15 protein-coding genes are annotated in these 14,759 nt (G+C 54.9%); 6 read left to right on the plus strand and 9 right to left on the minus strand.

The features are described 5' to 3' along the window. Positions 1-13: 13 nt before the first annotated feature. On the minus strand, positions 14-265 hold the full coding sequence (locus PMI17_RS07225) for a DUF1418 family protein (protein WP_007887671.1): 252 nt from the start codon (positions 263-265) through the stop codon (positions 14-16). A 170-nt stretch (positions 266-435) separates the two neighbouring features. On the opposite strand from PMI17_RS07225, the gene PMI17_RS07230 reads away from it, so the two are divergent. Further along, the gene (locus tag PMI17_RS07230) at positions 436-699 is read left to right on the plus strand and encodes a GrxA family glutaredoxin (RefSeq protein ID WP_007887673.1); all 264 of its coding nucleotides are present in this window, start codon (positions 436-438) and stop codon (positions 697-699) included. A gap of 33 nt (positions 700-732) precedes the next feature. Here PMI17_RS07230 and ybjM read toward each other — a convergent pair whose 3' ends face one another. Continuing rightward, a complete protein-coding gene (gene ybjM, locus PMI17_RS07235) occupies positions 733-1,104 on the minus strand; it encodes an inner membrane protein YbjM (RefSeq protein ID WP_007887675.1) in 372 nt (123 codons plus the stop codon). 253 nt (positions 1,105-1,357) lie between these two features. On the opposite strand from ybjM, the gene PMI17_RS07240 reads away from it, so the two are divergent. Next, positions 1,358-3,046: an aspartate:alanine antiporter gene (locus PMI17_RS07240; RefSeq protein WP_007887678.1), complete on the plus strand. Its 1,689-nt coding sequence runs from the start codon at positions 1,358-1,360 to the stop codon at positions 3,044-3,046. A gap of 364 nt (positions 3,047-3,410) precedes the next feature. Beyond that, positions 3,411-4,016: an undecaprenyl-diphosphate phosphatase gene (ybjG, locus tag PMI17_RS07245; protein ID WP_007887681.1), complete on the plus strand. Its 606-nt coding sequence runs from the start codon at positions 3,411-3,413 to the stop codon at positions 4,014-4,016. Positions 4,017-4,083: 67 nt separating this feature from the next. Here the strand turns inward: ybjG and PMI17_RS07250 are convergent, their stop codons facing one another. Beyond that, positions 4,084-5,289, minus strand: coding sequence for a serine hydrolase (locus PMI17_RS07250; protein ID WP_036620498.1), 1,206 nt, complete (start codon positions 5,287-5,289; stop codon positions 4,084-4,086). A 276-nt stretch (positions 5,290-5,565) separates the two neighbouring features. Between PMI17_RS07250 and PMI17_RS07260 the strand changes: the two genes are divergently transcribed. Further along, positions 5,566-6,222, plus strand: coding sequence for an HAD family phosphatase (locus PMI17_RS07260; protein WP_007887688.1), 657 nt, complete (start codon positions 5,566-5,568; stop codon positions 6,220-6,222). A 1-nt stretch (position 6,223) separates the two neighbouring features. On the opposite strand, the gene PMI17_RS07265 is transcribed toward PMI17_RS07260, so the two are convergent. The 3 genes from PMI17_RS07265 to PMI17_RS07275 form a co-directional block, all read right to left on the minus strand. Continuing rightward, positions 6,224-7,357 carry a PQQ-dependent sugar dehydrogenase gene (locus tag PMI17_RS07265; protein ID WP_007887691.1) on the minus strand — a complete coding sequence of 378 codons (1,134 nt, stop codon included), beginning with the start codon at positions 7,355-7,357 and terminating at the stop codon, positions 6,224-6,226. Positions 7,358-7,461: 104 nt separating this feature from the next. Then, on the minus strand, positions 7,462-8,118 hold the full coding sequence (locus PMI17_RS07270; RefSeq protein ID WP_007887694.1) for a DUF3313 domain-containing protein: 657 nt from the start codon (positions 8,116-8,118) through the stop codon (positions 7,462-7,464). A 118-nt stretch (positions 8,119-8,236) separates the two neighbouring features. Further along, positions 8,237-8,872 carry a carbonic anhydrase gene (locus PMI17_RS07275; protein WP_007887698.1) on the minus strand — a complete coding sequence of 212 codons (636 nt, stop codon included), beginning with the start codon at positions 8,870-8,872 and terminating at the stop codon, positions 8,237-8,239. Between the two features lie 329 nt (positions 8,873-9,201). Here PMI17_RS07275 and rimO point away from each other — a divergent pair, with 329 nt between their 5' ends. Beyond that, positions 9,202-10,527 carry a 30S ribosomal protein S12 methylthiotransferase RimO gene (gene rimO / locus PMI17_RS07280; protein WP_007887701.1) on the plus strand — a complete coding sequence of 442 codons (1,326 nt, stop codon included), beginning with the start codon at positions 9,202-9,204 and terminating at the stop codon, positions 10,525-10,527. Here rimO and PMI17_RS07285 read toward each other — a convergent pair. Further along, positions 10,524-10,973, minus strand: coding sequence for a DUF4385 domain-containing protein (locus PMI17_RS07285; RefSeq protein WP_007887705.1), 450 nt, complete (start codon positions 10,971-10,973; stop codon positions 10,524-10,526). The two genes, rimO and PMI17_RS07285, sit on opposite strands and share 4 nt — an antisense overlap. A gap of 115 nt (positions 10,974-11,088) precedes the next feature. On the opposite strand from PMI17_RS07285, the gene PMI17_RS07290 reads away from it, so the two are divergent. Next, complete coding sequence (locus PMI17_RS07290; RefSeq protein WP_007887707.1) at positions 11,089-12,750, plus strand: methyl-accepting chemotaxis protein; 1,662 nt, start codon at positions 11,089-11,091, stop codon at positions 12,748-12,750. 135 nt (positions 12,751-12,885) lie between these two features. Here PMI17_RS07290 and gsiD read toward each other — a convergent pair whose 3' ends face one another. Together gsiD and gsiC are read right to left on the minus strand one after the other, a co-directional pair. Further along, a complete protein-coding gene (gene gsiD / locus PMI17_RS07295; protein ID WP_007887709.1) occupies positions 12,886-13,791 on the minus strand; it encodes a glutathione ABC transporter permease GsiD in 906 nt (301 codons plus the stop codon). Between the two features lie 10 nt (positions 13,792-13,801). Then, a complete protein-coding gene (gene gsiC, locus PMI17_RS07300) occupies positions 13,802-14,722 on the minus strand; it encodes a glutathione ABC transporter permease GsiC (protein ID WP_007887711.1) in 921 nt (306 codons plus the stop codon). Positions 14,723-14,759 lie beyond the last annotated feature (37 nt).

A 14,759-nucleotide genomic window follows, 5' to 3' on the forward strand; every position in this document is an offset into this window, starting at 1 on the left:
TCCTCTCCGGTGGTTACTTCTTTTTGTTGGAATGATTGAACAATTGCGGGGCCATCGCCTTCGCCGTCCGCCACATCATCATCCATGCCGCAGGCAGCATCAGCGCGATGCCCAGAAAAAACAGCAGCGTCGCCAGCGGTTTTTTAGCCATAAAATCCGGCGCGCTCACCCAGTCATTGGTCAGTAGCAGCGCACCCACTACGGCAAGCACGCCGAGCACTTCAAGCAGCAACACGGGTTTGGGTAATGTGGCGAGATTACGCATGCGAGGGTTCCTTTGGCGTACAATCAGTTTTAGCGTCTGCATAGGCAGCAGATATCAGAATAACAGGTAACTTCTTCTTCCTTTAAGCAGGATGGGCGGGCATGATGTGACGCATTATTCACGCTGTGATGTGATTCTAGTCACAAAACAGCAGCGGAAGGAGAGAAGCAATGATTGCAGTGATTTTTGGCCGTTCTAGCTGCCCTTACTGCGTACGTGCAAAAGAGTTGGCGGCTAAGCTGACCAGCGAGCGCGACGATTTTAACTATCAGTACGTGGACATTCAGGCCACCGGCATCACCAAAGCCGATCTGGAAGCGCGTGCCGGCAAGCCGGTCACCACCGTACCGCAGATTTTCCTCGACGATCAGCACATTGGTGGTTACACCGAATTTGCTGCCTGGACGAAAGAAAACCTGGGTATCGAAGCGTAAGATAACGGGCCTGCGGGCCCGTTTATGATCGGGCTATTCAGCCCGCATCGCCAGCATAATCCGCAGCAAGCGCACCAGCAGTGCCCCACATCCCGCCCAGAACAGTGCACTTAAACTCCAGGCCACAATCAGCAAGGCGCTGTGCGTCATCGGTATGACCAGCATCAGCCACATCATTCCCAGCAGCGTGCCACCCAGCGCAATCCACAACGTGCTGACCAGCGGACTCTCTGGCTGCAAAAGCGCCATTAACATCCCCGGTAATAAAAACAGCAGTAATTCTGGTTGTCCGCGCACGGCTTGTTCACTGGCGGCGGCCCAGAAATGGTGTGCATAAATAAACACCAGCGTATAAAGCGTCACGCCCAGAACCGATGCTGGCCAGCGATTATTGCGCTGCAACATAATTAGCCTCAACTTTTACGTTAACAATTATGAAACTTTTTTGCCCTGATGCGCACGACTGGAAATAAAAAGAAACAGCTGGGGGCGAAAGGAATGAAAACTGCCGATAGCTGAGGATGTTAATTATGATTAGAATGACGCCGCTTTAGTATGAGGTCTTAGCTTTTTTGTTGCAGAAACCTTAGCGGTCGGCACAAGATAGCGAAAAAAGTCCTGCTCATCAACTTGTTACAGGTAAAGAAGAAGTTAAACCGTGAACATTAACGTCGCAGAATTGTTAAGCGGAAATGACGTTCTGTTATTATTTGTCGTTTTAGCACTCGGACTTTGCCTGGGTAAATTACGCCTCGGCTCGGTCCAACTCGGTAATTCCATTGGTGTACTGGTTGTTTCGCTAATTTTAGGCCAGCAGCATTTCGCTATTAATACTGACGCCTTAAGTCTTGGCTTTATGTTGTTTATTTTTTGTGTCGGCGTGGAAGCCGGGCCAAACTTTTTCTCAATCTTTTTCCGTGACGGTAAAAATTACTTCTTTTTGGCAATTGTTATGGTGGTTAGCGCGCTGTTAATCGCGTTGACGCTCGGCAAATTGTTCGGCTGGGATATTGGTTTAACCGCGGGCATGCTGGCAGGCTCAATGACCTCGACGCCGGTGTTAGTGGGCGCGGGTGATACGCTGCGGCAAAGCATCAGCGACAGTCATCAACTCACACTGATGCAGGATAACCTTAGCCTCGGTTACGCCCTCACCTATCTGGTGGGATTAGTGAGCCTGATTTTTGGTGCGCGCTATCTGCCGCGCCTGCAGCATCAGGATCTGCCAACCTGCGCGCAGCAAATTGCCCGCGAGCGCGGCCTTGATGCCGATAGCCAGCGCAAAGTGTTTCTGCCGGTCATCCGCGCCTATCGCGTGGGCCCGGAACTGGTGGAGTGGAGCGGCGGCAAAAACCTGCGTGAGCTGGGCATTCATCGCCAGACCGGCTGCTATATTGAGCGGCTGCGCCGCAACGGTATTCTCGCCAGCCCGGATGGAGACGCCATGCTGCAGCTCGGCGACGATATCTCGCTGGTTGGCTATCCCGATGCGCATGCGCGCCTGGATCCCAGCTTCCGCAACGGCAAAGAGGTGTTCGATCGCGATCTGCTGGATATGCGCATCGTTACCGAAGAGATCGTGGTGAAAAACCACAACGCGGTTAACAAACGCCTGAGTCACCTCAAATTGACCGACCACGGTTGTTTTCTTAACCGCGTGATCCGCAGCCAGATTGAGATGCCGATTGATGACAGCATCATGCTAAACAAGGGTGATGTGCTGCAGGTGAGCGGCGAAGCGCGTCGCGTGAAGAGTTTGGCCGACCGCATTGGTTTTATCGCCATCCACAGCCAAATCACCGATCTCCTCGCCTTCTGCGCCTTCTTTATCGTCGGCCTGATGGTGGGCATGATCACCTTCCAGTTCAGCAACTTCAGCTTCGGCATCGGCAACGCCGCCGGATTGCTATTCGCCGGCATTATGCTTGGCTTTATGCGAGCCAACCATCCCACGTTTGGCTACATCCCGCAGGGCGCGCTGACGATGGTGAAAGAGTTTGGCCTGATGGTGTTTATGGCCGGCGTCGGCTTGAGTGCGGGCAGCGGCTTGCAGCACGGTTTTGGCAGCGCAGGCGCATTGATGCTTCTGAGTGGCCTGCTGGTGAGTTTGCTGCCGGTGGTGATTTGCTATCTGTTTGGCGCCTATGTGCTGCGTATGAACCGCGCCCTGCTGTTTGGTGCCATCATGGGGGCACGCACCTGTGCGCCGGCAATGGAGATCATCAGCGATACCGCGCGCAGCAGCATTCCCGCGCTGGGTTATGCCGGCACCTACGCAATTGCCAACGTATTGCTCACGCTGGCGGGCACCTTGATAGTGATAATCTGGCCGCTATTGCCATTCTAAAAATATATTTGACGCAATAACGAACTTTCTTTTGGGGTCGCAGTCTGAATAAGTGCCACTGCTTTTCTTTGAAATCCCCAAATTGTGGAGCCCGCCGGTCAATGACTTGCGGGTTTTTTTATGGCTATCGATCCTGTGGTTTAAGGTTCGCTGCTGCGTAAATTGTCAGCCTGTCCACCGCCTGCGCTATTTTCCAATATTCATGCAACTTTCATCAAAGTTAAACACTCCAACAACCCGCAATAAGATTAAGAGCGCGACTATTTATTCCTGATGCGCGCGCTTTTAGGCTATCAGCTTTATTTTGCTGGCAATTTTTACGCTGGTGTTGTTTGGGTAAACAAGTCGAGGATACGCAATCGTGATGGAAGCACTTAACCACACGCTGTTTTTATGGATCAACGCCACGCAGGATTCACCCCAGTGGCTGATCGGTCTGGCGACGTTTATCGCCAAAGATGTGATTGCCATTGTGCCGCTGCTGATTGTCGCGCTCTGGTTGTGGGGACCGCGCGAGCAGGTGCAATCACAGCGCGAACTGGTGCTAAAAACCGGCATGGCGCTGCTGTATGCATTGAGCATTTCATGGTGCGTGGGTCAGTTGCTGCCGCATCCACGCCCTTTCGCCATCGGTTTCGGCCATCAGTTCCTGTCGCATGCGCCAGACGACTCTTATCCTAGCGATCACGGCACCACCATTTTCACCTTTGCGCTGGCGTTTATCTTCTGGCACCGCATGTGGTCTGGCGTACTGTTGCTGGTCGTTGGTAGCGCCATTGCCTGGTCACGCGTCTACCTTGGCGTGCACTGGCCGTTGGATATGCTGGGCGGATTTTTGGTCGGCATGCTGGGTTGCCTGGCGTCGCACATGGCATGGCAGCTTTATGGTCAGCGGATGCTGGCGTTCACCCATCAGATGTATCGCGCGCTGTTCGCTATGCCGATTAAGAAGGGTTGGATTCGCGAGTGAGCGATGAGGTCGCCATGAGTGGCGACCCAACAAATTCATCAGGTGCGCAGGGCTGCGCACCGTCTAATTAACTAAACCACTTCCCGAACCAGCCGTGGAATTTCATCATCACGAAATCCCAGATCCGGCCAACAAAGCCGCCTTCCGGCACGGCTTCCATCGCCACCAGCGGACGCTGTTCAATGGTTTTGCCATCCAGCTGGAAGTCGATGGTGCCGACCACCTGATTTTTCTCCAGCGGCGCTTCCAGCTGCGGTGAGTTCAGGGTAAAGCTGGCCTTGAGATTTTTCATCTGCCCTTTCGGCACGGTAATCGCCGCGTCTTTGGCCACGCCAAGATTGACCTGGCTGCGATCGCCAAACCACACGCGCTGCTGGGCAAACGGCTTATCAGCTTTAATCGGCGTGACCGTTTCATAGAAGCGGAAACCCCACGTCAGCAACTTCTCGCTCTCGCGGAAGCGCGTTGCATCGGTCGCCGCACCGAGCACTACCGAAATCAGACGCATATCCCCTTCGGTGGCCGATGCCACCAGATTGTTACCCGCGCCAGAGGTATGGCCTGTTTTAATGCCATCCACCTTCAGATTGCTGCTCCACAGCAGGCGGTTGCGGTTCAACTGCTTGATCTTGTTAAAGGTGAACTCTTTTTCACTGTTAAGCGCGTACTCTTCCGGCACATCGCTAATCAGACGTTGACCGATAATCGCCATGTCGCGCGCGGTGCTGTACTGCCCTTCGGCATCCAGACCGTGCACCGTCATAAAGTGAGTATTTTGCAGACCAAAGGCTTTGACGTAGTTATTCATCAAGCCGATAAACGAATCCTGACTGCCCGCCACATAATCGGCCAGCGCAATGCACGCATCGTTGCCGGACTGAATCACCACGCCTTTATTCAGTTCTGATACCGGAATGCGGTCGCCGGGTTTAAGGAACATTAGCGATGAACCGCGCAGTTTTGGATTGCCGGTAGCCCAGGCATCCTGACCGATGGTCACCATATCGTCATTGGTAATTTTGCCCGATTTCAACGCTTGGCCGACCACATAGCTGGTCATCATTTTGGTCAGGCTTGCCGGATCGAGACGCTGATCGGCATTGGATTCCGCCAGCACTTTTCCGCTGTTGTAATCCATTAAGATCCAGGCTTTGGCATCAATTTGCGGTGCTGCAGGTGCCTGCTCAGCCTGCGTGGTGACGGGAATAAAAAGCAGTAATAGTGAAGAAGCAGCCAGCGGCCGCCAGACAGAAGCGAAGGTGTTTTTTCTCATGAGCGTGACCAGATTGTCCTTGTTAAATCTTGGTTTTCTTGCAGGCAAGACGTGTCTCGCCCAACGCTAACGGTTCATGCCAGCGAAAAAAACCGTTCAATCGTAAAGTTTTATAGAGTTTATTAGAGTAACCCTGGCACCAACCGCCCTGCGCTGCCACTTTTGCGCGGCTGACCGCAAAGAAAAATTGCGTGTAATTCCGATTTTTCGCAGAACGGTTAAGCCAGTCACAAATTTCCGCTAACCTGAATCTCATTCAGCCTGAGGAGAGCCGCGATGGACTTAGCCATTTTCGATCTGGATGAAACCCTGATTTGTGAAGACAGCACCAGCCTGTGGCTACGCTGGCTGGTTTCACAGGGATTTGCCCCCGAAGAGATCATTCAGCAGGAGAAAATCCTGATGGAGCAGTATCACACCGGTACGTTATCAATTGAAGAGTATATGAACACCACGCTGGCACCGTTAGCTGGCATGGCAACCATGACCGTCGAAGGCTGGGTACGCCGCTTTATCCATCGCGACATCATGCCGCGCGTCTTTCCTGCTGCGCGCGCGCGCATCGAGTGGCATCAGCAACGCGGCGATACGGTGATGATCATTACCGCCAGCGGCGACCATTTAGCCGTGCCGATTGCCGAACGTCTTGGCGTACACGGTGCGTTGGCGATTGGCGTGGAAGTGGTGGATGAACGCTACAGCGGCCAAACCTACGGCACCATGACCTATCGCGAAGGCAAAGTGACGCGCCTCAGTGACTGGAAAGCCTTACAGCAGGAGCAGCACTTTGAACGCACCTGGGCTTACAGTGATTCCATGAACGATTTGCCGCTGCTGACGCATGCCGATCATGCCTGGGTAGTGAACCCCAACCCGCTGCTGCTACAAGAGGCGCAGCAGCGCGGTTGGGAAGTGTGTAACTGGGTACGTTGAGTTAACCGCGCGGGGTGCTGGCGTCAGCTGCCAGCCCCACTTTCAGCAGCTTGCCATTGGCTTCATCGGTCAATACATACAGATAACCATCCGGTCCCTGGCGCACATCGCGAATGCGCTCGCCACGATCGTCCAGTAACCGCTGCTCTTCCACCACTTTTTCGCCGTTAACCTGTAAACGAATGAGGTTCTTCTCCTTCAGCGCCCCGATAAACAGCGAGTTTTTCCACTGCGGGAAACGTGCGCTGTTGTAAAATGCCATGCCGCTAATGGCAGGAGAGACTTTCCAGTAGTGCAGCGGCTGTTCCGTGCCGTCCACGGCGCTGCCCTTGGCTTCCGGCACCTTTTCACCGCTGTAATCAATGCCGTGAGTGGCCAGCGGCCAGCCATAGTTTTTGCCCTTTTGCGGGATATTCACCTCATCGCCGCCGCGTGGACCGTGTTCGCTTTCCCACATTTGCTGCGTCCACGGATTGAGCGCCAGACCTTGCGGATTGCGCATGCCATAGGACCAGATTTCAGCACGCGCCCCTTTACGGTCAACGAACGGATTATCCGCGGGAATTGCGCCGTCCTGGGTCAGGCGCACGATTTTACCGGAAAGTTTATCCAGCTGCTGTGCGCTGCTGCTGGCGAAGTTATCGCCGAAGGCGATATAGAGAAAACCCTGACGATCAAACGCCAGTCGCGTGCCGATATTCGCGCCACCCGAGAGCTTCGGCGTTTGCTCCAGCACCACCTTAAAATCGCTCAATTGACGATTATCGTCGCTGAGTCGCCCATAACCTACTACGCCGCCAGCGCGTCCACTGGCATCGGCAGTGGTATAACTCAGCCACACGCGACGGCTTTGGGCGAAATCAGGCGCCAACACCACGTCCAGCAAGCCACCCTGGCGATTGGCCCACACTTTCGGCACGCCGCCAATCGGCTGTGACAAGCCTTTGCCCGGCTGCCAACTGCGCAGCTGACCGGATCGTTCAGTAATTAACAGCGTTTGATTGTCGGGCAGAAATGCGACCGACCACGGATGATCGAGCTTGTCTTGCAAAACCTGCACCTGCACACCGGCAGCGAGCAGCGGGGAGGAACAGCTTAAGGCGCCAAACAGAAGCGCGGCGGGCAGTAATCGCATGGCATTCTCCTTTATCACGGTCTGCCGTTAAGGGTAGTCAGCGCGTAACAAAGGATGGGACGGATTTACAAAACATTAAGCCCGGCGCAAGGCCGGGCTCGACGTTACGGTGTGGAAAACGCCACTACATCGCGCACCATCTCATCAATCGCCGGACGGAGATCGTTAAGCGTGATTGGCGTGCTGCTATTTGGCAACGGCTTGCCAAAGGCTTTACGCACCACTTTGATCAGCGGCTTACCGGTCTGCCCATCAACCGCTTCCACTTCGAGGAACAAGGCACTCTCTTGCGTGCGATGTCCGGTGGCCGCCATGGTGCTGGCGACTACCGCAGCGACCGGTACAACTTCATAGAATTGCATGCCTTTGTTTTCGGCCGACACCGCAGTAATGGCTGTTTTCACCACCAACGTTTGTGGACCTTTTTGTGTTACCAGCGGTTTGCGCTCAGAGATTGCGCGTTTTAGCTGGCTATCGGTATAGCTCCGCACCTCGTCCAGTGTTTGCTGACTGACACGTGCATTAGGACGTGGCACCGGATAATAGACCACTGGCGTATAGACCACGCCGCGATAATCCGCATCGCGATAATCGGGAGATACCCAGCGTAGCGTTGGTTTGCCGCTCGGTGATTTCTCCGGTTGTAACTGACTATAATCGCCAAGAAAGCCCGAATATTGTTGTTTGTCGGCAACATGAGAAGTACAGCCCGCCGCCAGCAGCGCCAGCGTTAAGACGGGAACAGAAAGGGAAAATCGCATGAGAGAGCCCTTATCAGAGGTAATTGCTTCTCAAGTGTAGAGGCTGGTAATGCGCGTGGGGGGAAATTTTCGCGAAATGCGAGGAAAAACCACCTGCATTGCAGGTGGTTAGGCGGAATTACTCGAAGCAGGTTTCCGGATTTTCCGACAGTGAAATGAACGATTCACCGCCTTTCGTCAGAGCGATTATTCCGCCGCTCTCAATATCATAAACCCACCCGTGCAGGCGAACTTTGCCTTTACGCAGCGCCACCGCCACGGAAGGGTGTGTTTTGATATTGTGCAGCTGCGCAATCACGTTCTCTTTCACCATCTCATTGAGACGTTTCTCCACGCTATCGTAGTTGCGCTCTTCCACCACCGCTTTAGCGGCGTTGGCATAGTGCAACCAGTGATCGACCGCCGGCATGGTTTCAAGATCGGCATTCGATGCAATGGCGTTCATGGCACCGCAGTTGGAGTGGCCGCAAATAATAATTTCGGTCACACCCAGCGCGACGACCGCGTACTCAATGGTCGCTGACACACCACCTGGCTCGGGTCCAAACGGCGGCACAATGTTACCGGCGTTACGGATCACGAACAGCTGGCCAGGCTCTGACTGCGTCACCAGCTCTGGCACCAGACGGCTGTCTGAGCAGGAGATAAACAGGGCTTTGGGATTTTGGTTGGATGCCAAACTTTTGAAAAGATCCTTCCTTTCCGGGAACACATTCTGTTGAAAATTCAGAAAACCTTTGACGATCTCTTGCATTTGTTTGCTCTCACATTATCCACTTCTGCCCTGGCAGTGAGGATTCACCATCAGTGCGATTTGAAATTTTCAGTGCAGATAATAACTTACCTTCACCGACCCAACATTTAAGCAAAACACGCCCGCTTACACAACTCGGATGACCCTATGCAGCCGGGCGCGTAGAGGGTGCGCCACAACGAATTAAACGCACCGCCAAATGAGTTAAGCATAATCACAACAGATTGGCGGCCCTAAAAGGAGATTCTTACACAGCCTATACATTTTCCTCTGCAACCTCTGTACAATCGCCCCCCTATCCACACTAATTATGATGAATTTTTATCCTTATGAGCCATGTCAAAAATCCACCACGCGTGGGGTTCGTCTCCCTCGGCTGTCCGAAAAACCTCGTCGACTCTGAACGCATCCTGACGGAGCTGCGTACTGAAGGCTATGACGTGGTGCCACGCTACGATGATGCGGAGATCGTCATCGTTAACACCTGTGGATTTATTGATAGCGCCGTACAGGAATCCCTGGAAGCGATTGGTGAAGCGCTGAACGAGAACGGCAAAGTGATCGTCACCGGCTGCCTCGGTGCCAAAGTGGATCAGATCCGCGAAGTGCATCCGAAGGTACTGGAGATCACTGGCCCGCACAGCTACGAGCAGGTGTTGTCACACGTGCACACCTACGTGCCAAAGCCGGAACACAACCCGTTCCTCAGCCTGGTGCCAGAGCAGGGTGTCAAACTGACGCCGCGCCATTACGCCTACCTGAAAATTTCCGAAGGCTGCAACCATCGCTGTACCTTCTGCATCATTCCTTCGATGCGTGGCGATCTTGATAGCCGCCCAATTGGTTCGGTGCTCGACGAAGCCAAACGTCTGGTCGAAGCCGGCGTCAAAGAGCTGCTGGTGATCTCGCAGGACACTTCCGCCTATGGCGTGGATGTAAAACACCGCACCGGTTTTTGGAACGGATCGCCGGTGAAAACCAGCATGGTTAGCCTGTGCGAGCAGCTGGCCAAACTCGGCGTCTGGGTGCGCCTGCACTATGTTTATCCGTATCCACATGTGGATGATGTCATCCCACTGATGGCGGAAGGTAAGATTCTGCCGTACCTCGATATTCCACTGCAGCACGCCAGCCCGCGCATCCTTAAGCTGATGAAGCGTCCTGGCGCGGTGGAGCGTACGCTGGAGCGCATTAAGCGCTGGCGCGAAATCTGCCCGGAGCTGACGCTGCGCTCAACCTTTATTGTTGGCTTCCCGGGTGAAACCGAAGAAGATTTCCAGATGCTGCTCGACTTCCTGCAGGAAGCACGCCTCGATCGCGTTGGCTGCTTCCAGTACAGCCCGGTGGAAGGCGCAACCGCTAACCAGCTGCCGGATCAGGTGCCGGACGAAGTGAAGCAAGATCGTTTCGACCGCTTTATGCAGCTACAGCAGAAGATCTCCAGCGAACGTCTGCAGGAGAAAATCGGCCGCGAAGTGCTGGTGCTGATTGATGAAGTGGACGAGGAAGGCGCGGTGGGCCGCAGCATGGCTGATGCCCCGGAAATCGACGGTGCGGTCTATCTGAATGGCGATCGTCAGGTAAAAGTCGGCGACGTGGTTCGCGTCAAAGTCGAGCACGCCGACGAATACGATCTGTGGGGCACGCGCGTTTAACCATACTTCTGCTGGTGCGCCCGTTTGCGCGCCAGATAGTCTGTATCGGCGCGCAGTTTATCCCAGCACGCTTTGAAAACGGCCGCCGCAGCGGCCTTCTCTTTTTCTGTGGTACGCGGCAGTTCGTTGCCCGCCGCGTCATATTTACGCCCACCCTGATGATTGCTGTAGCGCCGCGCGCGCGTATAGCCCATCTGAATGTATTTCCGCGCCATATCCATACCAACAAAGTCATCCTGCGCGCGGTACTCCTCAAACAGCTGCATAATCTGCTGCGAAGATTGCTGCGCCAGCGCTACGGTGCGAAAGCGCCAGTGTGGCAAAATCTCACTTTTGTAAGGTTCGACCATCAGCACGCCCTGTTCGCCACGTCCAACCTGATATAACTCTGGCTGCCGACGAAAATCGATGTGCTTGAAATCCTGCTCATAATTAAACGCTTTCATCTGGTTTTATCACCCTCTCATCATCCCGTGACGTAATTATTTCCTGCTGGCACTTAAGCGATGTGTTTTTGCACCGATAACTTAGATATAAGCCTACTTCCTCAGAGATGCCCCTATGTTTAAACGAATGAGAATTGTGACCGCCATCATGATGATTTTGGTGGTATTCACCGCGATGCAGGCGATTTCAGGATCGCTGTTCTTGTCATCACTGATTACCGGTCAGCATAATTTCACCACCAGCAATCAGCTATCGCATCAGCAGCGTGAACTAGCCGACGGCTGGCAAACGCTGGTGAAAACCCGCGTTATCATTAACCGCGTCGCGATTCGCATTCTGAAAAAGCAGACCGATGACGCGTCACTTGCCGCCATCAATAAACTGCTGATTAGCGCTAACGCGTCCCTTGATGAAGCAAAGCAGCATTACGATCTCTACAAAAGCATGCCGCGTCTGCCGGGACAAAGCGCTGACTCCGCCAGCGTGGTTGATGCGAAATTCATCGCCTTTACCGAATTGCTGCAGCAGTCGGCGGCATTCCTCAAAGCCAATGATTACGCTGCGTATGGCAACCTGGATGCACAACAGGCGCAGGACGATCTTGAAGCGGCTTACAAACAGTGGCGCGAGCAGAACGTCCAGCTGCTGGCGGAACGCAGTGCGCAGAACGACAGCACCTATCAGCAGATGCTGGTAATGGTAGCCGTGATGGCGGTGGTTGTCGTGCTGATGCTGGTTGCCGTGTGGATGCTGGTACGCCGTATTCTGCTCGCCCCGATGAAACAGGTGCAGCAGCAGATGGAGCGCTTCGCCGACGGCGATCTCTCCGCCAGCCTGCAGGTCGAGGGTCGTAGCGAAATGGCCTTGATTGCCGCCAGCCTCAATCATATGCAGCAGTCGCTGCTCAGCACCATTAACAATGTGCGTGATAGTGCGGATGCCATATTCGGCAGCGCCAGCGAAATTGCCACCGGCAATAACGATCTCTCCTCGCGTACTGAGCAACAAGCGGCTTCGCTGGAAGAGACGGCGGCAAGCATGGAAGAGTTAACCGCGACGGTGAAACAGAATGCCGATAACGCGCGTCAGGCTACGCAGCTGGCGAAAACCGCCTCCGAAACCGCGGATAAAGGTGGCAACGTGGTGGATGGCGTGGTGAAAACCATGCGCGACATCGCCGACAGTTCGAAAAAAATCGCCGACATCACCAGCGTAATTGATGGCATTGCGTTCCAGACCAACATCCTTGCGCTCAACGCGGCGGTCGAAGCCGCGCGCGCCGGTGAACAGGGCCGCGGCTTTGCCGTGGTGGCAGGTGAAGTACGCAACCTGGCACAGCGTAGCGCCCAGGCCGCTAAAGAGATCAAACTGCTGATTGAGAATTCAGTGCAGCGCGTGAACGTCGGCTCGCAGCAGGTAAGCAGCGCTGGCGACACCATGCAGGAGATCGTCAGCGCGGTGACCCGCGTCACCGATATCATGGGCGAGATCGCTTCAGCCTCAGATGAGCAGAGCCGCGGCATCGACCAAATTGGTCAGGCGGTGAACGAGATGGATCGCGTGACGCAGCAGAACGCCACGCTGGTGCAGGAATCCGCTAACGCTTCAGCATCGCTGGAACAGCAGGCAAGCAGCCTATCTTCAGCGGTGGCGCGTTTTAAAACCGGCACCCGCCAGGCGATCGTGCCGGTGGCGAAGATGGTGAAGCCGGCGATAGCGTCCACCCGCGCACAGCCTGTTGCCGCGCACAGTAATGACCACTGGGAAACGTTCTGAGGCTATAAATCGGTGTGCCGTTCGCACCGGTCGCCATCAATGAGCGGCCGAAGGCGTGCGGTGATTGAAACGGTCGCCATGAATGGCGACCCTACGATTTTGTAGGGTGCGCATTTATGCGCACCGGGTTTTCCATCAGTTCTTCAATTTCGGATCAAGCGCATCACGCAAGCCATCACCCAGCAGATTAAACGCCAGCACGGTAAGGAAAATGGCCAGGCTGGGGAAAATCGCCACGTGCGGCGCAATGACCATATCGGCGCGCGCCTCATTCAACATCGCGCCCCACTCTGGCGTTGGCGGCTGCGCGCCCAACCCCAGAAACGACAAGCTCGCCGCAGTGATAATTGATGTGCCGATGCGCATGGTGAAATAGACCACAATCGACGACACCGTGCCGGGTAGAATGTGTCGCATGATAATGGTCCAGTCCGACGCCCCAATGCTGCGCGCCGACTCAATATAGGTTTGATGCTTCAGTACCAGCGTGTTGCCGCGCACCAAACGGGCAAAAGCAGGAATGCTGAAAATCGCCACCGCGACAATCACATTGCTCATGCCGCTGCCCATGATCGCCACCACCGCTATCGCCAGCAGAATGCCGGGAAAGGCGAACAGCACATCGCAGATACGCATGGTGATGCGATCCCACCAGCCTTCGTAGTAACCGGCCAGCAAACCTAACACCGTGCCAATTAGCGCGCCAATCGCCACCGAGAAGAAACCGGCAATCAGCGAGATGCGCGTCCCCACCAGCACACGGCTGAAGATATCGCGTCCCAGCGAATCGACGCCAAACCAGTGCATTAGCGATGGCCCTTCATTCAGCCGGTCGTAATCGAAATAGTTTTCCGCATCAAACGGCGCCATCATCGGCGCGATAAACGCCACCACAATCAGCAGCAGCACAAACAGTCCGGCCAGCAGCGCCACATGCTGACGGCGAAAACGCCGCCAGAATTCGCGCCACGGCGTGCGTACCCGGTTTTCCGTGATGGTCGGCATGGTCTTAAATGCCGCGGCACGTCGCCAGTTCTTCAATTGCGACTCCTTACTTGTAGCGAATTGCCGGGTTGATTGCCGCGTACAGCACATCGACAATCAGGTTAATCAGGATGAACTCCAGCGAGAACAGCAACACTTCGGCCTGAATCACCGGGTAATCGCGCATCTCAACCGAATCCACCAGCAAGCGGCCTAAGCCTGGCCAGTTGAACACCACTTCCACCACAATCGAGCCGCCCAACAGGAAACCAAACTGCAGGCCCATCATGGTCACCACCGGAATCATCGCGTTACGCAGGCCGTGTTTCACCACCACCAGTGATTCGCGTACCCCTTTGGCGCGGGCGGTGCGCATGTAATCTTCCTGCATCACCTCCACAAATGAGGCGCGGGTGAAGCGCGCCATCACCGCCGCCACCGCGGCACCCAGCGTGATTGACGGCAAAATGTAGTGTTTCCAGCTATCGGCTCCGACGGTAGGCAACCAACCCAGCTGCACCGAAAACACCTGCATCAGCAGCATGCCGAGCGCGAAGGCCGGGAACGAAATCCCCGACACCGCCAGCGTCATGCCGATACGATCCGGCCAGCGATTGCGCCATACCGCCGAGGTGATACCAATCGCCATGCCGAAAATAACCGCCCACACCATGCTGCTCAGCGTGAGCCATAGCGTAGGGAAAAAGCGCGCGGCAATTTCATCAATCACTGGACGCTTCGAGACCAGCGAATGACCGAAATCGCCCTGCACCGCATTGAGCATGAAGTGCCAGAACTGCTTGATCAGCGGCTGATCGAGGCCGAGATCCTGACGCACCAGCGCCACTACCGAGGCATCCGCTTCCGGGCCAGCAATCAGGCGCGCCGGATCGCCCGGCAGCAGGTGAACAAACAGGAACACCAGCACCGCGACAATCAGCAGCGTGGGAATCAATCCCAGTAATCGTTTGAGAAAATAGTTGAGCATGCGAAGTCCTGCGCAGCATCGGCCAGCCCCGCAAGGC

The organism is Pantoea sp. GM01 (genome assembly GCF_000282675.1).
Classification (GTDB): Bacteria; Pseudomonadota; Gammaproteobacteria; order Enterobacterales; family Enterobacteriaceae; genus Pantoea; species Pantoea nemavictus.